Genomic DNA, 18,961 nt, shown 5'->3' with positions numbered 1-18,961 from the left:
ACTCATGGGTTACCGAGTCCAGGAACGTTCTCGGTCACCCGAAGTTAGTACCCGTCGAGTGTTTCAACTTAATCACTGGAAACGGAGAGAGCCCGTCTCGGCTGAGGTCGGGGCGGGCTTTTCGCGTTTTGGTGATCTCCGGCTTGGAGCAGGTAAGTTCAGTGGTTCGCTCTGGTCCCGCTGGAGCTGGCTCGGCGACGAATGTCGTGGGGCGCTACGTGCGAGCACTGTCCGAGCAATGTCGGTCGGCGCTCGGATCCGGCAGCCGTGGTGACTGATCCGAGCAGCCGACGCAGAGGGCCCGATAGCGGCAATCTGTACGCGAAGCAGCCACCGGGTCGCCAGCGACCCGGGCACTTCGCATGGGAATCAAAAAGGTCTGCTAATTGCTGGCGTGGTCGCTCAGGGCGTTTTCTTGTCCAGCAGCGTGTCGGCAACGAAGGATACGGCAATCAGGTCGTCGCCACCAATTCGTCCCTGACCGCCCTCCATGATGGCCGCGACTTTCTGGAAGGTCTTCATTTCGCCCACGGTAATCCGGGCTTCCTGCATCTTGGCCTTGAGGTCAGCCACGCGCATTCCCAGGGCGTGGGATCTTGGAGTCTCACTGTTCGACATGGTCATGGCTCATCCATTTCATCTGATTGTGTCTTCACGCCCAACCACGGAACTCGGGGCAAGCACAATCGTTCCCAAACCATGCTTCAATCGGTGGGGCGCGGGACTTGGTCTGATCGCGAAACGCAATGGTCCGAACATCGGTCCGCCTGCCGCTCCTGCGCGACAAGCGAGACCCTCAAGATGGGCCCGACCTCAGTCGAAGAGCCGGGCCGGGTCGGTTCAGTAGTCGTTGTTCTCGATCACCACGGGATGATGGTGACGGTGGACGGAGCCTGTCACAATGACGGTATCCGGACGATGATGCCGGCGGCCATGGTCGTAGAACGCAACGCTACCGTGGCGGCGGTGGTGCAGGCGCTGGCCGTCCTCGTTGATGATCTTGACGTTGCCGTGGTGTCGATGGTGCGTCCTGACAACCACATCAGCCTGGGATGCCGAAGCTACGGCCGGTAATGCCATGGAAAGCGCCAAAGCGCACATGATCATTGTTTTCATTTCAGTTTTTCCATTTTTTAACTAACCCTTCGTCGGGTAACTGCCACTGGCCAGTTTGGTTCCGGTCTTCCGAGGGCCGGCCCGAACACTTGCGGCAAGGCAAAGGAGGTGCGATCGCAACGCCTATGGCTGAGGAGGGGCTGCCTCTCGCTGATGGTACTTGCAAAGAACGATGTGGCCCGATGCATCGGTCACGCCCACATCGGGCAGCACAACGATCTGCCCCCAGAAATCGCAATATCTGGCCACTGCCACCGGCAGGTCTTTGGTGCTCATTCCGGAGATGGTGGCGATATCGCCTTCTCTACAGTTGGTCTTCCCGGAGAGCTGCGCGGCCGATGCCACGATTTCGCATGACCGCTCGTCGTCAGCCTGGGATGGAGCGCCGTAGCAGGCAAGCGCTGCTGCTGCCGCGAAAACCAATTTGCGCATTGTGACTCCGGGTTGCCGGCATCCTGTCACTGCCGCCAAACGAAACATGCGCTATTGCTAATATAAATGCAATTCACCAGGGCAAGTTCGCGATCTTGCCGAACGGTGGAACGTTAGATGCACCTGATAGTTCTATCCCTACACCCGACACCAGGTTTTGGTGTCTGCTGAAGATCAACTGGCAAAGGCTGGTTGGCCCGCGTCCTCCGCCAGAGGCACGGGTTTCCTCAGGCAACAGGAGATAGATCATGAACAACATCATTTGGCTCGTTGGAGCAGTGGTCATCGTGATAGCGATATTGAGCTTTTTCGGCCTCAGATAAGCGCCACTTCGGCTATGCCCGTCGCTGGCTGAATGTAACCAGTCGAAGCCGACACGGTGAACGCGCCGCAGGCTGTCTGCGGGGCCCGATACGATGGCGGGGAGCTGCAACTGCCTACGTCGTCAGCGTCTTCAACTACTGCCATAGTGCGTTGGCGACGACGGATGGGACCCTCTGGAAGCGAGTCATTTCGCCCTATTTGGTTGTGGGGGCCATCGGTTTGAGCGCCAAAGTCGGGATGCGCTAACACATTGTTTTTCTGGTCGGAGTGGCAGGATTTGAACCTGCGACCCCCTCGTCCCGAACGAGGTGCGCTACCAGGCTGCGCTACACTCCGTGACCAGACCGCGGGCTTATAGCCGCCGCACTCCGATCCTGCAAGCGGCAATGGCAGCACTTCTGTCGCATTTCGTCTGCTTTCGTCACGCATGTCGCGGGCGCCCGGATTTCCTTAGGGATAAACACGGCTTAAAGGCTTGTGTGCTAGCCACCGCTTCGACAAGCCGTGTTCCAACTGCTCGGAGTATTCCAGTCTTGACCCCCAGGATCGTTGGCGAGGCCCGACCCAACAGCTTCGAATTCGAAACCTCGGCGCTGATCAAGGCGTCCGGCTTTCGCGAATATGATGCGCGCTGGTGGTTCGGCCATCCGGGCTCGACGCAACCGCCGGAGCTTAATCTGATCGGCGTCCAGGCCCTCGGCATGGGGCTCGGCACGCTGATTCGCCGTCTCGGCGCCGGGCCCGATATCGTCACCGGGCATGATTTCCGTTCCTATTCCCTTTCGATCAAGCTGGCGCTGGTCTCTGGGCTGATGGCCGCCGGTGCGCGGGTGAGGGATATTGGGCTGGCTTTGTCGCCGATGGCCTACTTCGCCCAGTTCGCGCTCGACACGCCTTCGGTCGCCATGGTCACCGCGTCGCACAACGAGAATGGCTGGACCGGCGTCAAGATGGGCGCGGCGCGGCCGCTGACCTTCGGCCCCGAGGAGATGAGCGCGCTGAAGGGGATCGTGCTGGAAGGCGACTTCGACCTTACCGGCGGCGGCTCGTATGATTTCGTCCGCGATTTTCGCGTGACCTATCTCGACGATCTGACCAGGGACAAGCGCATCACGCGAAAGCTGAAGGTGGTGGTCGCCTGCGGCAATGGTACCGCTGGCGCCTTTGCGCCGGAAGCGTTGCAACGCATCGGTTGCGAAGTGGTCCCGCTCGATGTCGAACTCGACCACACTTTTCCCCGCTACAACCCCAACCCCGAGGACATGCAGATGCTGCATGCCATTAGGGACAAGGTGCTGGAAACCGGGGCCGATGTCGGCCTTGGTTTCGATGGCGACGGCGACCGCTGCGGTGTCGTCGACAATGAGGGCAACGAAATCTTCGCCGACAAGGTCGGCGTCATGCTCGCACGCGACATCTCCAGCCAGCTTCCGGGCTCGACCTTCGTCGTCGACGTCAAGTCGACCGGCCTGTTCAACACCGACAGCGTGCTGCGGGCCAACGGCGCCGTCACCGACTATTGGAAGACCGGCCACTCCTACATCAAGCGCCGCGTCGCCGAGCTCGGCGCCGTCGCCGGCTTCGAGAAGTCCGGCCATTTCTTCTTCAACCCGCCGATCGGGCGCGGCTACGATGACGGGTTGGTCACCGCCATCGCCATCTGCCAGATGCTGGATCGCAACCCGCGCAGCTCGATGGCCGACCTCTACCGCGCGCTGCCGCTGACCTTCGGCACGCCAACCATGTCGCCGCATTGCGCGGACGATTTGAAGTATGGCGTGGTCGAGCGGGTAGTTTCCGATTTTCAGGCCATGAAGCGGGATGGTGACAGCTTTGCCGGCCAGAAGATATCAGACCTCATAACCGTCAACGGCGTGCGTGTCGTCGCCGAGGACGGCACCTGGGGTCTGGTGCGCGCCTCGTCGAACAAGCCGGAGCTTGTTGTGGTCGTCGAAAGCCCGGTTTCATCAGAGCGTCGCCGGCAGATGTTCGATGCCGTCGACGCCGTGCTGCGCCGCAGCCCGGAAGTAGGGGCCTACAACCAGACTTTCTAACAGCAATTCCAGGAAAAGTGCGTAGCGGTTTTCCGTCCGGAATTGCGTCAAAACAAGAGATGAAGCGCAATTCCATGAAAAGTGCTTAGCGGTTTTCCCTCCGGAATTGCGTCAAAACAAAAGAGATGGAGCGGTTCTGCGTTTCCGTGAAACGGTGAACCGCTCCAACATCAGCTGGCAGCCGCCGAAGCTGTCCGCTCCAGGGCGCTCCAGTCGAATGCTCGCGCCCAGTCGGCAAAACTGTGCCAGCGGACCTCCGGAAAATCCTTGCGCAGGGCGGCGATGTCAACGTCGTAGCCGACGCGGTCGAACCACTCGAACATCAGTGCCGCATCCTCGCTTTGCTGGCGGGCTGCCGCCATCGGGATTTCCTGATAGCCAATCGGGTGGCCGATGGCTTCGGACAGGATTTTCGCCTGCTCTTCGCCGGACAATTCGTCCCCGGCGAAATCGAAGCGCTTGCCGAACACCTGTTCACGCCGCTCGGCCAAGGCGGCAACAAAGGCGCCGATGTCCGCCAGGGCAACCAGTTGCAGGACGCGCTTCGGAGGCATTGCGAAGGCATGGGTGCCCTGTCTGAGCGCGCCGATCGACCACGGCGCAACGACATTCTCCATGAAGGCGACCGGTGCGCTGATCGTGTAGGGGATGCCGAGGCCGGCGACGTGTTTCTCGACGAGATATTTGCTTTCGAAATGCGGGATGCCGGTCTTCTTGTCGGCGTCGGCAACGGATGAATAGATCAGATGTCCGACGCCGGCAGCTTTCGCCGCATCGGCGGCGATGATCCCTTGGCGGGTTTCTTCTTCCAGCCCGGCCTCGTAGCTGTTGCCCATCAGGAACATGGTGTCGACGTCTTTTGCGGCCTTCACGATGGAAGCTGCGTCAGCGAGATCGCCGGCCACGACGTCGGCGCCCGCAGACGCCGTGCGCCGCGCACCGTCGCTGTCCGGCTTGCGCGTCAGTGCCTTGACGTGATGACCTCTCGACAACAGGGCATGGGCGACCGCGCCGCCTTGCTGGCCGGTAGCGCCGGTCACCAGGATGCTTCGTTTGCTGGTCATGATGTCTGCTCCTTCTTGTTTCTGCTGGAGCAAAGTTAGGGCCTGTTGCATTGATGCATAATTGCCTATAATTGGGAAACATCGTCCCAATCTAGGATACAATGCTCGATCTCAACGATATCGTCGTGTTCGCTCGTGTCGTCGAAGCTGGCAGCTTCACGGCTGCCGCGCGCCTGCTGGCCATGCCGAAGACGACGGTTAGCCGCCGCGTTGCCGCGCTTGAGCGGGAGGTCGGCGTTCGCCTGCTGCAGCGCACGACCCGTAGCCTCAACATGACGGATGCCGGGCGTCTCTACTATGAGCAGAGTAGCCAGGGGCTGCGGACGATAGAGGAGGCAAATCTGCGCCTCGCGGAGGCGAGGACGGAGCCTTCGGGCACGATTCGCATTTCGGCCCCGGTCGGCTTTGGCGGCCATTTCCTCATCGACGCCGTGGTCGGCTTTCTCGCAACATATCCGAAAACCAACGTCGAGCTCCGCCTTACCGACGACAGGCTCAATCTGGTCGAGGACGGTATAGACCTCGCTTTCCGGACCGGGATCCTTGAGGATTCGACGCTGATCGCCCGCAAGCTCGGTTCCACGCACAGGCTGCTCTGCGCCAACCAGGACTATCTGGAACGGCACGGCATACCGCAAAGCCCGGCGGATCTCACGCACCATCAATGCGTCATCGCCGGCCCCTCGGCCTCGGGCGCTCATTGGGTGCTGGACGGGCCAGGCGGCCAGGAAACGGTCGTCGTGGCCGGGCGCTTCGCCGCCAATGAAATGCAGGCGGTCGTTGCGGCCGCGCTCGCAGGCTTTGGCATCGCCCAATTGCCCCAGGCGATCGCCGAAGGGCTGATCCATAAGGGTCAGTTGCAGCACGTTCTCAAAAGCTACACGACACCGGCTGGTGGCCTGCATGTTCTCTATCCGAGCAGCCGCCACCTTTCGCCCCTGGTCAAGGCATTCATCGAGCTTGCATCCGAGCGCATTTCCAATGGGATAAACACCGCTTAAAGGCTTGTGTGGTAGCAACCGGCCACCAATTGCCTTTTGAGCGCGAGACCCGAATGACCGAGCGGATCGTCAGTTTTGTCATGAGCGGCGGCGTCGGCTCGCGGCTTTGGCCGCTGTCGCGCGAGGATAATCCCAAGCAGTTCCATGATTTTTCCGGCGATGGCTCGATGCTGGCCAAGACGCTGCGTCGGCTGGCGGCGAGGCCTGAAGGCGAAACGCCGATCTTCCTGATCGCCTCGGAGCGCCATGCCGACCGGGTCCATGCCGACCTGGCCGGCCTCGATCTCGCCGGCGGTGGTCCGCTGTTCGAACCGGTCGGCCGCAACACCGCCGCCGCCGTCGCGCTGGCGACGCTGCGCACTTTGTCCGAATTCGGCGACAGCCTGGTGCTGGTGGTGCCGTCCGATCATGAAATCGCCACCGCGCGCCAATTCTGGCAGAGCGTCGAGGCAGGTGCCGAGGCTGCGCGCGCCGGCCGGCTGGTGGTGTTCGGCATCAAGCCGACACAGCCCGAGACAGGCTATGGCTATATCGAGGTCGCAGCCGAAAGCGGCGGCACCTTCGACGTCTCGCGCTTTGTCGAAAAGCCGGACCTTGCCACTGCGCGGAGCTATCTCCAGGCCGGAAACTTCTATTGGAACACGGGTATTTTTCTGTTTCGGGCCGGCGCCATGCGCGACGCTTTCGCGGCTTTCCAGCCCGACATCTGGCGGGCGACCGAAGCCGCTTACAAGGCGGCGACATCGGATCTCTCCGGCCTCTACATGCCACTGGAACTCTACGCCGCCATACCGTCGAACTCGATCGACTACGCCATCATGGAGCGGGCAAAAGACATCGCCATGGTGCCGGCTGGCTTCCGTTGGAACGATCTCGGCTCCTGGCAGTCGCTGCTCGATGTCGGCCCCGCCGATGACCAAGGCAATGTCATTGTCGGCGATGTCGTCGCCATCGATTGTCAGAACTCCTACATCCGCAGCGATGGCCGCTTGCTGTCGGCGATCGGCATGAAGGACGTTGCCATCGTCTCCACCGCCGACGCCACCTTCGTCGCACCGGTCAGCCACAGCCAGCACGTCAAGAAGATCGTCGAGCAGCTCGAAAAGTCGGGCCGGCTGGAAACCCGGTTCACGCCGGCACATGACCGCGTCATCGAAAGCGGCGCCTGGCGGCGGCGCGTGCATCACTGGCTGTTCCAGGAGACCTTGCCGCTGTGGTCGACATCAGGCGTCGACGAACGCCATGGTGGTTTTCATGAGGCGTTGGGTTTCGACGCTTCGCCGCTGATGAAGCCCAAGCGCATGCGCACACAGGCGAGGCAAGTCTATGCCTTCGCCGTCGCCAGGGCGCGCGGCTGGGATGGTCCGGCCGATCGGCTGATCAGCCATGGCATCGAGTTCATGGCCAAGCAGGGCCGCACCGACAATGGCGGCTGGGTACGCACGCTGAATGTCGACGGTTCGGTCGCCGACGCGACCGAGGATGCCTACGATCACTCCTGCGTGCTGCTGGCGCTGGCGCATGCGCATATGTCGGGCAATCCCGATGCCTTGCGGCTTGGCGAAGAGACTTTTTCGTTTCTCGATGCGCATCTCGAGGATCATCGAATGACCGGCTTCCTGGAAACGTCCGACGGCGAGGGCGAGCGGCGCTCCAACCCGCACATGCATCTGCTCGAGGCTTTTCTTGCCTGGTATCAGGCGACCGGCGATCGCGCCCATCTGCGCCGTGCGGCACGCATCATCGACCTCTTCCGCAGCCATTTCTTCGACCCGGAAAGCTGGACGCTCGGCGAGTATTTCGATGCCGGATGGAAACCAGCCGCCGGCGAGAAGGGGACCTGGACCGAGCCCGGCCACCATTTCGAATGGGCCTCGCTGCTGGTCGATTTCGCCGGGCGCAGCGGGCAGGCCGAACTGAGCGGTTTCGCCAGGAAACTCTATGCCTCGGCGATCGCCAATGGCCTCAACCGCGCCACCGGCCTTGCCTATGGTGCGGTTTCCAGGCAGGGCCTGCCACTCGACCTGATATCACGCAGTTGGCCGCAGGCCGAAGCGGTCAAGGCGGCGATTGCGCTCGATGGTTCGGGCGGTCCCGATCTCAAACCGGAAATCGAGGCGCGCGTCGGCAGGCTGTTTCGCTGGCACATCGACCCGGCGCCGCTCGGCCTGTGGATCGACCGCATCGACGAACGCGGCCGCTCGCTGGCGACGGATGTTCCGGCCAGCATCTTCTATCATCTGGTCTGTGCGCTGACCCAGTATCTGGATGGGACGGCGGAGAAGGTGGGTAAACCGGCTCAGTAAGGCGCCGCCACATCCCCTGTCTCGACATAGATCGACTTCAGCTGCGAATAGAGCGCCAGCGCGGCAAGCGAATTCTCGCGCCCGATGCCCGATTGTTTGAAGCCGCCGAACGGGATTTCCACCGGCGTCAGATTGTAGGCGTTGATCCAGCAGGTGCCTGCCTGCAACTCGGCGATGACGCGGTGGGCGCGCGACAGGTCGCGCGTGAACACACCTGCGGCAAGGCCGAACTCGGTGTCGTTGGCGCGGTCGATCACCTCGTCCTCGCCGTCGAATTTCAGCACGCTTATCACCGGCCCGAAAATTTCCTCGCGGGCGATGCGCATCGTGTCGGTAACGCCGGTGAACACCGTCGGCTCGACGAAGAAGCCGCCCTGGAAACCCTGCAGCGAAGGCACGTTGCCGCCGCAAGCGAGGACAGCTCCGTCCTGCTTGCCGATCCCGATATAGCCGACGACCTTGTCGTGCTGCGCCTTCGACACCAGCGGCCCCATCTGGGTTTCGGGGTCGAGCGGATCACCGATGCGGATCTTCTTGGTTCGCTCTATCAAACGGTCGACGAAGCGGTCGTGGATGCCGCTCTGCACGAAGACGCGCGTGCCGTTGGAGCAGATCTGGCCGGTTGAATAGAAATTGCCGAGCATGGCGCCGCCAATGGCGTTCTCGAGGTCGGCGTCGTCGAAGACGATCAGCGGCGACTTGCCGCCGAGTTCCATCGTCGCGTGCTTCATCTTCGAGCCGGCAAGCGACAGCACCTTGCGGCCGGTCGGCACCGAGCCGGTCACCGAAACCTTGGCGACGACATCATGTCCGACAAGCCCGGCGCCGACATCGCCATAGCCTTGCACCACGTTGAACAGCCCATCGGGCAGGCCGGCCTCGCTGTAGATCTCGGCTAGGGCTAGCGCCGAAAGCGGTGTGTTCTCCGACGGCTTGAACACCATGGCGTTGCCCATGGCGAGCGCCGGGGCTGATTTCCAGCCGGCGATCTGGATCGGGTAGTTCCAGGCGCCGATGCCGACGCAGACGCCGAGCGCTTCGCGTCGGGTGTAGGCGAATGGGCCGCCCAAATCGACAGCCTCGCCATTGTAGGCGGCCACCGCGCCGCCGAAATACTCTAGGCAGTCCGCTGCCGACGGCGCGTCGGCCACCAGCGTCTCCTGGATCGCCTTGCCGGTGTCGAGCGTTTCGATCCGCGCAAGGTCGGCATTGCGGGCGCGCAATATGTCGGCGGCACGGCGCAGGATGCGCCCGCGTTCGACCGGCTTCAGCCGCGCCCAGGCGGGTTGTGCCGCCCGCGCGGCTTCGATGGCGAGTTCCAGCACGTTTGGCGTTGCCGAACGCAGCATGGCGATGGTCTCGCCGGTTGCCGGATAGATGACCGGCAGTGGCGCGCCGCCTTCGTCCTCGATGTAGCGTCCATTGACGTAGTGCGATGCCGTGGGCTGGGCGCGCATGGGAGGTCTCCAAATCGTCTTCGCTTGGGCGGAACGTCCACCGGATCATGCTCTATCTGTCTGACGCCTGCCAGCGCGGATTGATCCATGGTTCCTGGTTGGAGGGCGCCAGCGGCGTGCGGCCAAGAATGTGGTCGGATGCCTTTTCGCCGGTCATGATCGACGGCGCATTGAGGTTGCCGTTGGTGACGCGCGGGAAGATCGAGGAGTCCGCGACCCGCAATCCCTGAACACCGATGACCCGGCACTCCGGATCGACGACGCTCATCATATCGTCGGCGCGGCCCATCTTGCAGGTGCCGCAAGGATGGTAGGCGCTCTCGGCATGGTCGCGAATGAAGACGTCGAGGTCGTCGTCCGACTGCACGTGCGAGCCCGGCGAGATTTCCTTGCCGCGATAGGCGTCGAATGCCTTCTGGCCGAAGATCTCGCGGGTCAGCCGGATGCAGTGGCGGAACTCCGTCCAGTCATCTGGATGCGACATGTAGTTGAAACGGATCACCGGCTTCGACTTCGGGTCCGGCGAGCGCAACGTCACCGAGCCGCGCGACTTCGAGCGCATCGGTCCGACATGCGCCTGGAAGCCGTGCGACTTGGCTGCTGCCTTGCCGTCATAGCGGACCGCGGCCGGAATGAAGTGGTACTGGATGTCTGGGTAGTCGACGCCGGCGCGCGAGCGCACGAAGGCGGCCGCCTCGAAATGGTTGGTGGCGCCGAGCCCGGACTTGAAGAACAGCCACTGCGCGCCGATGAGTGCTTTCGAGAACGGGTTCAGCACCGAATTCAGCGTGATCGCCTGGGTCGATTCCTGCTGGATGTAGAGCTCCATATGGTCCTGCAGGTTGCGGCCGACGCCGGGCCGGTCGGCGACCACGGCAATGCCGTTTTCGCGCAAATGCTCGGCCGGGCCGATGCCGGACAGCATCAGGATCTTGGGCGAGTTGATCGACGACGCCGCGACGATCACCTCACGTCGCGCCTTAACGACTTGAATCTGTTTGTGAGCTTCGATCTCGACGCCGATGGCGCGTTGATTCTCGATGATCACCCTCCGGGCAAAGCCCTTGACCAGACTCACGTTCTTGCGCCCGAGCGCCGGCTTCAGATAGGCGCTCGCCGCCGACCAGCGGCGGCCGCCGCGGATGGTTTGCTCCATCGGCCCGAAGCCTTCCTGCTTAGAGCCATTGTAGTCATCGGTCAGTTCGAACCCGGCCTGGCGGCCGGCCTCGACGAAGGCGCCGTAGAGCGGATTGCGCCGCGAACCGCGCTGCACGTGGAGCGGGCCACCGTGACCGCGCCAGCCATCCTCGCCGCCGTCCGAATCTTCCATGCGCTTGAAATAGGGGAGCACGTCGGCAAAGCCCCAACCGGTCGCACCCTCTTCGGCCCAATGGTCGAAGTCACGGGCGTGGCCGCGCACATAGACCATGCCGTTGATCGAGGATGAGCCGCCGATCACCTTGCCGCGCGGCGTCGCCAGCACACGGCCGCCGAGATGCGGTTCCGGTTCACTGGCAAAGCCCCAGTCGTAGAGGCTCATGTTGAGCGGGATCGACAGCGCCGACGGCATCTGGATCAGCGGCCCGATATCGGAGCCGCCGAATTCGACGACGATCACCGAATGCTTGCCATCTTCCGACAGGCGGTAGGCCATGGCCGAGCCGGCGGAGCCAGAGCCGATAATGACAAAGTCCGCTTCAAGCATGGTTCATATGCGCCATAAAATCGGCGAGCGAAACGTTGCCGCCGGTTGCCACGACAAGGACGGTCTTGCCCTTCACATCCACCTTGCCGCCGAGCAGCGCCGCCAGCGACGCCGCACCCGACGGCTCGAGTACCAGCTTCATCCGCTCGAAGGCGATCCGCATGGCGCGCCGCACCGATTGATCGTCGACGGTGATGCCGCGAACACCCGCGGTCTTGACCGCGGCGAACGGTGCGTCGCCCGGCCGTCGCGACATCAGCCCGTCGCAGATCGACTTCGGGCCGATCGGCATCGTCTCGATGCTGCCATGCGCCAGCGACGAGCCCATGCCATTGAAACCTTCCGGCTCCACGCCGATAATTTCAGTGGCGGGCGACAAATAGTGGAAGGCGAGCGAAACGCCGCCGATCAGCCCACCACCGCCGACCGAGCAGAACAAAAGGTCCGCCCTGGCGTTCTTGGCTTCAAGCTGGTCGAGCGCTTCGAGGCCGGCGCCCGCTCGGCCGGCGACGATCTCGGGATCGTCGAACGGATGCAGCAAGGCAAGCCCCTCGGTCTCCGCGATCTCGCGTGCCTTGGCGGCGGCAACTTCCTCGCGCGCGCGCTCGCCATGGTCGGTGAGTACGACGCGGGCGCCATAACCTGCCGTGGCCTCGCGCTTGGCGGCCGGTGCGTCGATCGGCATGACGATGGTAACGGGAATGCCAAGCGCCTGGCCTGCAGCCGCCAGCCCTTGCGCAAAATTGCCGGAGGAATAGGCAACGACGCCCTTCTTTGCTTCGTCAGATGAAAGCTGCTTCAGGCGCCAGTAGGCGCCACGAACCTTGAACGATCCGGCCCATTGCAGCGATTCCGGCTTGATGAAGACGCGGGCCGCACCGGTCTCGCGGGCAAGTGCGGCCGATTCCAGCAGCGGCGTGATCTGCGTCGCCCTGGAGGTGACGGCATAGGCCTGCCTGAGATGGTCTAGGGAGGGGACGAGAAGGTCGGTCATCATTCGCCTCGCGGAAATCGCTTCTGCTCTTCGAGCACGTTGAGATCCATATGATTGCGCATGTAGCGTTCCGAGGCTTTCTGCAGTGGCTGGAACTCCCAGGGGTAGTGCGTGCCGTTGCGCAACGCCGGGTAGACCACCCAGCGCCGGGCTTGGCTGGCGCGAACGGCGGCGTCGAAGCCAGCCATGTCCCAGCGCGCCCGGACCTTTGCCATGAAAGCCGCCACCAGATCGGTATGCGCCGGATCGGTGGCGAGATTGCTCAACTCATGCGGGTCGGCATCGACGTCATGGAGTTGTGGCGGATCGATTTCGCAATGGACGAATTTGTAACGGCCGTCGCGGATCGCCACGAGGGGTGCGTTGGAGCCTTCGGCCGCATATTCCATCAGCACCGGTGCGGTGCGCTGCTTGCCATCGAGCAGGGGCAGCAGCGACTGGCCGTCGGTCCAGGGCGTAATTGCGCTCATGTCGATGCCGGCGAGATCGCACAGTGTTGGCGTCACATCGAGATTGGAGACCGGCGCCTCGACCAGGCCAGCCGACACACCCTTGCCGGCGATCATCAGCGGCACCCGCGCCGAACCCTCGAAGAAGCACATCTTGAACCACAGGCCACGCTCGCCGAGCATGTCGCCGTGATCCGAGCAGAACAGGATGATGGTGCCGTCGAGCATGCGGGTGCGTTCCAGCACCGACAGCAATTCACCGACCTTGTCGTCGAGATAGGAGATGTTGGCGAAGTAGCCACGCCGCGAACGACGGATCTGTTCGGCCGTGATGTCGAAGCTGTCATAGTCGCTGGCTCGATAGAGCCGCTGCGAATGCGGGTCTTGGCTGTCGTAAGGAATGAAGCCCACTTCGGGCTCGAGCGCAGGGCAGTCCTCGTAAAGATCCCAGTACTGCCGCCGCGCCACATAGGGGTCGTGCGGATGCGTGAAGGAAACGGTCAGGCACCAGGGCCGGTGCGAGGCGTCGTCCGAGACGCGGGCGAAATCATAGAGTTTTTGCACCGCGTGGAAGGCGACCTCGTCGTCATACTCCATCTGGTTGCTGATCTCGGCGACGCCGGCGCCGGTCACCGAGCCCAGATTGTGATACCACCAGTCGATGCGTTCGCCGGGTTTGCGGTAGTCGGGCGTCCAGCCGAAATCGGCGGGATAGATGTCGGTGGTCAGCCGTTCCTCGAAGCCGTGCAATTGGTCCGGCCCGACAAAATGCATCTTGCCCGACAGGCAGGTGTGGTAGCCGTCGGCGCGCAGATGATGGGCAAAGGTCGGGATCGACGAGGCGAACTCGGCGGCGTTGTCATAGACCTCGGTGCGCGACGGCAACTGGCCGCTCATGAACGAGGCGCGGCCCGGCGCGCACAACGGCGACGCCGTGTAGTTGTTCTTGAAGCGCGCCGAACGCGCGGCCAGCGCTTTCAGATGCGGCGCGTGCAGAAACTCCGCCGGCCCATCGGGAAAAAAGTCCCGTTGAGCTGATCGACCATGACGATCAGGAAATTGGGTCGCTTGGTTGTCACTGTTTGGGCCGCTCGCCGAGTTTGATTTCGAGATAGTCCTCGACCAGCGCGATCGCGGTCGCTGCATCGGGCACGCTATCCTTCAGCGCCCGCCTGATGTAGAGCCCGTCGATCATTGCCGCTGTCGCTTCGGCGACGCGGTCTGCTTCGGCTCTGGGCAAGATGCCGGTCAGGCCGCTCATCAGGTTCGAATGCAGCCGCCGCGCGTAGACCCTGAGCAGCCGTCGCAGCGAGGGAGACTTTTGCGCCTCGACATAGAAGGCGAGCCATGCGGCGATGGTCTCCGGCTGGAACTGGATGTCGGAGAAATTGACGGCCACCACGGCCGAGACCCGTTCGCGCGAGGTGCTGGCCGAACCGAGGGCGCGCAACGTGTCGGCAGTCAGCTCGGCCAGGATGTGCCGCATTGTCGCCAGCAGCAATTCGTCCTTGGCGCCGAAATAGTGATGTGCAAGGGCGGATGAAACGCCGGCGCGCCCGGCGATCTCGGACATGGTCACGTCGAGCGAGCCGCGCTCGCCGATCGCCGAGATCGTCGCGTCGATGAGCGCCTTGCGGCGCAGCGGTTCCATTCCGACTTTCGGCATTTCGCTGTGGTCCTTTGAAGCAGGATTATTTTTTATTGACGGGTCAATCAACAAAAAAATTGGTGGTGGCTCGGCCTGTACCAAGCGATTGTCTGGTTCCGGCTCTTCCCGAAGCGAACAAGATTGTTTATATTTGAACAATAAACGCGAAGTGCGCCATGAGCCCACATGCCAGGCTGGCGCCAAGGATGGAGACCGCCATGACCGCATGCATCGTTGGCTGGGCGCATTCGCGCTTCGGCAAGCTCGAAGGCGAGACGCTTGAGGGCTTGATCGTCAAGGTGGCAACGGACGCGCTCGACCATGCCGGCATAGGTCCGGACGAGGTCGACGAGATCGTGCTTGGCCACTTCAACGCCGGTTTTTCGGCGCAGGATTTTACCGCCAGCCTGGTCCTCCAGGCTGACGACCGGCTGCGCTTCAAGCCGGCGACGCGCGTCGAGAACGCTTGCGCCACCGGTTCGGCGGCGGTCAGGCAAGGCATTCGCGCCATAGATGCCAACGCCGCCCGCATCGTGCTGGTGGTCGGCGCCGAGCAGATGACGACGACGCCGGGTCCCGAGATCGGCAAGAACCTGCTCAAGGCTTCCTACCTGCCCGAGGACGGCGACACGCCGGCCGGTTTCGCCGGCGTCTTTGGTAAGATCGCGCAGGCCTATTTCCAGCGCTATGGCGACCAGTCCGACGCGCTGGCGATGATCGCCGCCAAGAACCACAAGAACGGCGTCGACAATCCCTATGCGCAAATGCGCAAGGATTTCGGCTATGAGTTCTGCCGTCAGGAGAGCGAGAAGAACCCGTTCGTTGCCGGTCCGCTCAAGCGCACCGACTGCTCGCTGGTCTCCGACGGCGCCGCCGCCCTTATCCTCGCCGATACCGGGACGGCGCTGAAGATGCGCCGCGCCGTCGCCTTCCGTGCCAACGAGCATGTGCAGGATTTCCTGCCGATGTCGAAGCGCGACATCCTCGCCTTCGAGGGCTGCGAGCACGCCTGGAACCAGGCGCTGAAGAACGCCGGCGTGACGCTCGACGATCTCTCCTTCGTCGAGACGCATGACTGCTTCACCATCGCCGAGCTGATCGAATATGAGGCCATGGGTCTGGCCAAGCCGGGCGAGGGCGCCAAGCTGGCGCTGGACGGCACGACAGCGAAGGACGGCCGCCTGCCGGTCAACCCCTCCGGCGGGCTGAAAGCCAAGGGCCATCCGATCGGCGCCACCGGTGTCTCCATGCATGTCTTGACCGCGATGCAGCTGGTTGGCGAGGCGGGTGGCATTCAGGTGCCCGGCGCAAAACTCGGCGGCATCTTCAACATGGGAGGCGCGGCGGTCGCCAACTACGTTTCCATTCTCGACCGGATCAGATAAACCGCCCGCATCTACGGGAGGGTTCATGACAGATCCGGTTCTCATCGAAGTCTTGCGCGGCGCGATCGTCGAGAGTGCTCATCGCGGTGCAGTCGCGGTCTTCGATGCCGACGGCAAGCCGGTCTGGGAGATCGGCGACACGTCGAAGCCGGTGTTTCCGCGCTCGGCGGTCAAGGCCATTCAGGCGCTGCCGCTGGTCGAATCGGGTGCTGCCGATGCCTATGGCTTCGGCAACCGCGAACTGGCACTCGCCTGTGCGTCTCATTCGGGCGAATCGGCGCATGTCGAACTGGCGCGATCCATGCTGGCCAGGGCCGGCCTGGACGGGTCGGCGCTCGAATGCGGCGCGCATTGGCCCTCCAATCATGACGCGGAGATTTCCCTCGCTCGCGCCGGCGGAACGCCGAACGCGTTGCACAACAACTGCTCCGGCAAGCATTCCGGCTTCCTCTGCACCTGCGTCCACGCGGGCATTGCGCACCGCGGCTATGTCAAGCCGGGGCACGGCCTGCAGGAGATGGTGCGCGACGCCATGCAAGCGGTGACGGGCGCTGCCCATGGCGCCGATGAGCGGGCGACCGATGGCTGCTCGATCCCGACCTACGCGGTGCCGCTCAGGAGTTTCGCCCTCGGCTTTGCCCGCATGGCCACGACAAACGGATTTGGACCCGAACGGGCCAAGGCCGCCAAGCGTCTGTTTTCGGCCTGCATGGCAGAACCATTTTTCGTTGCTGGCACCGGCCGCGCTGACGTCGCTTTGATGGAAGCCGCTCCGGGTCGGATTTTCGCGAAAGGCGGCGCCGAAGGTGTTCACTGTAGCGCCATACCCGAACTTGGCCTCGGCATAGCGATCAAATGCGATGACGGCGCCGGCCGCGCCGGCGAGGCCATGGCTGCCGCCGTCCTTGCTAAGCTGCTCTACGCGGACGAGCCCTTGGCGGCGAAGTTGCTCGAATTGGCAAACGCCCCGATCGAAAGCCGGATAGGCGCCAAAGTAGGTGCGCTTCGGCCGACCGCCGCCCTGGCCTGAGGCAATGAGCACCTAGCTGACGTGATTGCGCTCCACGGTTAGGTGCGCATAACCGGTACTGTCGGATGACGTCAGGTCACCTGTCGCCGCGTCGGCCCAGCGCTGGCCAACAATGGCGCCGTTATGCGCACCATCGATGACATTGTCGGAAATGACCGCCGTGCCGGCACCTTCGACCACGGACACGACAATGCCCGTTCCAGCCTTGCGGATGACGTTCCCTGTGGCGACGACATTGCGCAGATACGGCCCCCAGCCGATCTGCATGCCATAGAGCGGCGCGTTCTCGATGACATTGTTGGACACGGTCGTGTCGGCCTCGACACTTATGCCGACGCCAAACCCGGGCGGGTCGGCGGGGTAGGGGCCGCTGGTCGACAGATTGCGCACGATGTTGCCCGTGCAGACCCCTAGGCGGCCGCCTTCGTTGAAGTTGACGATCGAGATGCCGTTGGCGGCGCCGTCGACGATGTTGTTGCTTATGACGGCGCCCTCGAAGGAGAATTCGGAATAGACCGCGGTCTCGCCCGAACGCGAGCAGGTATTGCCTGATATCTGCAGATTGCTGGCACTGTTGGCGCGGATCGCCGAGAAGGCGCAGTCCGACACGACATTGCCGGAGATGATGACGTTTCCGGCCCGGAACGCGTTGATGCCATTGCCGTTCTGGCCGGTTCCGCCACTGCGCGCCTGGATGCGTTCGACGCGGTTACCTGTGACCATGGTTCCGTCTTCCGCCGCCTGCCAGCGATGCACCAGGATGCCGCCATTGGCGCAGTCGGTGACGATGTTGCCCGTGATCGCCAGGCCGCTGGCCTCGACCGAATAGATGCCGGCATCGGCAGCGCCCGATATGTCCGAGCGTTCGACCCGGCCCGTAATGCGTTCCAGCGCCAATCCGTTCTTGCCGCTGCCGGTGACCTGGCAATTGTCGACGACGAGGTGCGCGACCCGGCGCAAATCGAGCAGCCCCTGCGCGTAGTCGCCCATCGAGCGGTTTGTGCCATCGAAGACCAACCCGCCGAGTTCTATATGATCGGCCTGTTCGGCCATGAAGAGGTGCCCGTCGCCGCCATAGACGATCCGCGTTGCGCCCGGCACGCCGGCAAGACGCACGCGGCTGGGCAGCGAGAGGTTGGAGACGACATAAGTGCCCGGCGGCAGGAACACCGGCATGTCGCGGTCGTTCGCGTCACGCAGCAGCTTGGCGAAGGCCTTGCTCTGATCGTCAAAGGTGCCGGGCTGCACGCCAAGTTCGGTGGCGTTGATCGAACCGCGCATGGACGCTTTCTCGATGCCGGTCAGGCCTGCGGCCGCTGCTTTGCCGAGCGAGAGGCCGAATACGGCGAAACCAGCCGTTCCGGTCAGCAGCTTTCGTCTGTTCAACATCGGCACAGGTCCTGGTGTTCAACCCCCACACCGCAGGAATCGTGCCAGACGTTTTGTCTCTTCTCTCCGGGGATAACGACAATGGCTTGTCGAGCAGCCTCTCCGCGCCTAAGTTCATCGGATGAGCAGAGCTTTTACGCGCGAGGAAGACAGCGAAAACGCCATCGCCGGCGTCGGCGAGCGGCCGATTAGCCAGCACCGCAATCTGGTGACGGAGCATGGCCTGGCGATGATCGAGGAAAATCTGGCCGACTTGCGCGACATACTGGCGAAAGCCGAACGGAAAGCCGACCGCGAACGCATCGCGGTGGTGTCGCGCGACCTGCGCTATTGGACCGCCCGGCGCGAAAGCGCCGAACTGTCCGTGCCGGAGCCGGGCAGCGACCTTGTTCGCTTTGGCATGGGTGTCACGCTGGAAGGCGATGACGGCAAGAAGGTGCACTGGAAAATCGTTGGCGAGGACGAGGCCGATCCGGCCAAGGGCACGATTTCCCACGTCTCGCCAATGGCCGTGGCCCTGTTCGGCAAGAAGGTCGGCGAGGTCGTAACGGTCAACGGCAAGGAATGGGAAATCGTCAAGCTCTCGGATGGCTGACGCCAACTGGCG

The 18,961-nt window shown here is 63.1% G+C and carries 15 protein-coding genes, 1 tRNA gene and 1 pseudogene; 6 read left to right on the top strand and 11 right to left on the bottom strand.

All coding sequences use genetic code 11. From position 1 onward, the window contains the following. Positions 1–402 precede the first annotated feature (402 nt). The 4 genes from AC56QQ_RS24005 to AC56QQ_RS23990 form a co-directional block, all read right to left on the bottom strand. Positions 403–618: a hypothetical protein gene (locus AC56QQ_RS24005; protein ID WP_497129103.1), complete on the bottom strand. Its 216-nt coding sequence runs from the start codon at positions 616–618 to the stop codon at positions 403–405. Between the two features lie 222 nt (positions 619–840). Then, on the bottom strand, positions 841–1,116 hold the full coding sequence (locus AC56QQ_RS24000; RefSeq protein ID WP_497123624.1) for a hypothetical protein: 276 nt from the start codon (positions 1,114–1,116) through the stop codon (positions 841–843). Positions 1,117–1,239: 123 nt separating this feature from the next. Continuing rightward, positions 1,240–1,548, bottom strand: coding sequence for a hypothetical protein (locus tag AC56QQ_RS23995; protein WP_497123623.1), 309 nt, complete (start codon positions 1,546–1,548; stop codon positions 1,240–1,242). Between the two features lie 583 nt (positions 1,549–2,131). After that, a tRNA-Pro gene (locus AC56QQ_RS23990) sits at positions 2,132–2,208 on the bottom strand. Positions 2,209–2,405: 197 nt separating this feature from the next. Between AC56QQ_RS23990 and AC56QQ_RS23985 the strand changes: the two genes are divergently transcribed. Continuing rightward, a complete protein-coding gene (locus AC56QQ_RS23985; RefSeq protein WP_497123622.1) occupies positions 2,406–3,926 on the top strand; it encodes a phosphomannomutase/phosphoglucomutase in 1,521 nt (506 codons plus the stop codon). 170 nt (positions 3,927–4,096) lie between these two features. Here AC56QQ_RS23985 and AC56QQ_RS23980 read toward each other — a convergent pair whose 3' ends face one another. Continuing rightward, the gene (locus AC56QQ_RS23980; RefSeq protein WP_497123621.1) at positions 4,097–4,990 is read right to left on the bottom strand and encodes an NmrA/HSCARG family protein; all 894 of its coding nucleotides are present in this window, start codon (positions 4,988–4,990) and stop codon (positions 4,097–4,099) included. A 101-nt stretch (positions 4,991–5,091) separates the two neighbouring features. Between AC56QQ_RS23980 and AC56QQ_RS23975 the strand changes: the two genes are divergently transcribed. Both AC56QQ_RS23975 and AC56QQ_RS23970 read left to right on the top strand, forming a co-directional pair. After that, positions 5,092–5,991 (top strand): LysR family transcriptional regulator, encoded by a 900-nt coding sequence (locus AC56QQ_RS23975; RefSeq protein WP_497123620.1) that lies wholly within the window; start codon positions 5,092–5,094, stop codon positions 5,989–5,991. Between the two features lie 53 nt (positions 5,992–6,044). After that, positions 6,045–8,297, top strand: coding sequence for a mannose-1-phosphate guanylyltransferase/mannose-6-phosphate isomerase (locus AC56QQ_RS23970; protein WP_497123619.1), 2,253 nt, complete (start codon positions 6,045–6,047; stop codon positions 8,295–8,297). Here AC56QQ_RS23970 and betB read toward each other — a convergent pair. The 5 genes and pseudogenes from betB to betI all read right to left on the bottom strand — a co-directional run bounded on the left by betB (position 8,291) and on the right by betI (position 14,568). Further along, positions 8,291–9,754, bottom strand: coding sequence for a betaine-aldehyde dehydrogenase (gene betB, locus AC56QQ_RS23965; RefSeq protein ID WP_497123618.1), 1,464 nt, complete (start codon positions 9,752–9,754; stop codon positions 8,291–8,293). The two genes, AC56QQ_RS23970 and betB, sit on opposite strands and share 7 nt — an antisense overlap. A 52-nt stretch (positions 9,755–9,806) precedes the next feature. Next, positions 9,807–11,459, bottom strand: coding sequence for a choline dehydrogenase (gene betA, locus AC56QQ_RS23960; RefSeq protein WP_497123617.1), 1,653 nt, complete (start codon positions 11,457–11,459; stop codon positions 9,807–9,809). Then, positions 11,452–12,453 carry a threonine/serine dehydratase family protein gene (locus AC56QQ_RS23955; protein ID WP_497123616.1) on the bottom strand — a complete coding sequence of 334 codons (1,002 nt, stop codon included), beginning with the start codon at positions 12,451–12,453 and terminating at the stop codon, positions 11,452–11,454. The genes betA and AC56QQ_RS23955 overlap by 8 nt, the downstream gene beginning before the upstream one ends. Then, positions 12,453–13,948 (bottom strand): annotated as a pseudogene (betC, locus tag AC56QQ_RS23950) (choline-sulfatase). The gene AC56QQ_RS23955 and the pseudogene betC overlap by 1 nt, the downstream one beginning before the upstream one ends. A 29-nt stretch (positions 13,949–13,977) precedes the next feature. Then, positions 13,978–14,568, bottom strand: coding sequence for a choline-binding transcriptional repressor BetI (gene betI, locus AC56QQ_RS23945; RefSeq protein WP_497123615.1), 591 nt, complete (start codon positions 14,566–14,568; stop codon positions 13,978–13,980). 200 nt (positions 14,569–14,768) lie between these two features. Here betI and AC56QQ_RS23940 point away from each other — a divergent pair, with 200 nt between their 5' ends. Together AC56QQ_RS23940 and AC56QQ_RS23935 are read left to right on the top strand one after the other, a co-directional pair. Then, a complete protein-coding gene (locus tag AC56QQ_RS23940; RefSeq protein WP_497123614.1) occupies positions 14,769–15,935 on the top strand; it encodes an acetyl-CoA acetyltransferase in 1,167 nt (388 codons plus the stop codon). A 25-nt stretch (positions 15,936–15,960) separates the two neighbouring features. Next, a complete protein-coding gene (locus AC56QQ_RS23935; RefSeq protein WP_497123613.1) occupies positions 15,961–16,965 on the top strand; it encodes an asparaginase in 1,005 nt (334 codons plus the stop codon). A 12-nt stretch (positions 16,966–16,977) separates the two neighbouring features. Here the strand turns inward: AC56QQ_RS23935 and AC56QQ_RS23930 are convergent, their stop codons facing one another. After that, positions 16,978–18,354 carry a TIGR03808 family TAT-translocated repetitive protein gene (locus AC56QQ_RS23930; RefSeq protein WP_497123612.1) on the bottom strand — a complete coding sequence of 459 codons (1,377 nt, stop codon included), beginning with the start codon at positions 18,352–18,354 and terminating at the stop codon, positions 16,978–16,980. A 121-nt stretch (positions 18,355–18,475) separates the two neighbouring features. Between AC56QQ_RS23930 and greA the strand changes: the two genes are divergently transcribed. Next, positions 18,476–18,949 (top strand): transcription elongation factor GreA, encoded by a 474-nt coding sequence (gene greA / locus AC56QQ_RS23925; protein WP_091576966.1) that lies wholly within the window; start codon positions 18,476–18,478, stop codon positions 18,947–18,949. The last annotated feature ends 12 nt before the right edge of the window (positions 18,950–18,961 follow it).

This window comes from Mesorhizobium sp. RCAM 05099 (genome assembly GCF_059683685.1).
The sequence above is the reverse complement of the archived record's forward strand: the minus strand, read 5'-3'. Positions and strand labels throughout refer to the sequence as shown.

Coding starts and splice junctions, on each gene's coding strand:
- AC56QQ_RS23930 (WP_497123612.1), bottom strand. CDS start 18,354: ATGTTGAACAGACGAAAGCTGCTGACCGGAACGGCTGGTTTCGCCGTA.
- AC56QQ_RS24000 (WP_497123624.1), bottom strand. CDS start 1,116: ATGAAAACAATGATCATGTGCGCTTTGGCGCTTTCCATGGCATTACCG.
- betI (WP_497123615.1), bottom strand. CDS start 14,568: ATGCCGAAAGTCGGAATGGAACCGCTGCGCCGCAAGGCGCTCATCGAC.
- greA (WP_091576966.1), top strand. CDS start 18,476: ATGAGCAGAGCTTTTACGCGCGAGGAAGACAGCGAAAACGCCATCGCC.
- AC56QQ_RS23995 (WP_497123623.1), bottom strand. CDS start 1,548: ATGCGCAAATTGGTTTTCGCGGCAGCAGCAGCGCTTGCCTGCTACGGC.
- AC56QQ_RS23980 (WP_497123621.1), bottom strand. CDS start 4,990: ATGACCAGCAAACGAAGCATCCTGGTGACCGGCGCTACCGGCCAGCAA.
- AC56QQ_RS23955 (WP_497123616.1), bottom strand. CDS start 12,453: ATGACCGACCTTCTCGTCCCCTCCCTAGACCATCTCAGGCAGGCCTAT.
- AC56QQ_RS23970 (WP_497123619.1), top strand. CDS start 6,045: ATGACCGAGCGGATCGTCAGTTTTGTCATGAGCGGCGGCGTCGGCTCG.
- betA (WP_497123617.1), bottom strand. CDS start 11,459: ATGCTTGAAGCGGACTTTGTCATTATCGGCTCTGGCTCCGCCGGCTCG.
- AC56QQ_RS24005 (WP_497129103.1), bottom strand. CDS start 618: ATGTCGAACAGTGAGACTCCAAGATCCCACGCCCTGGGAATGCGCGTG.
- AC56QQ_RS23935 (WP_497123613.1), top strand. CDS start 15,961: ATGACAGATCCGGTTCTCATCGAAGTCTTGCGCGGCGCGATCGTCGAG.
- AC56QQ_RS23975 (WP_497123620.1), top strand. CDS start 5,092: ATGCTCGATCTCAACGATATCGTCGTGTTCGCTCGTGTCGTCGAAGCT.
- AC56QQ_RS23940 (WP_497123614.1), top strand. CDS start 14,769: ATGACCGCATGCATCGTTGGCTGGGCGCATTCGCGCTTCGGCAAGCTC.
- betB (WP_497123618.1), bottom strand. CDS start 9,754: ATGCGCGCCCAGCCCACGGCATCGCACTACGTCAATGGACGCTACATC.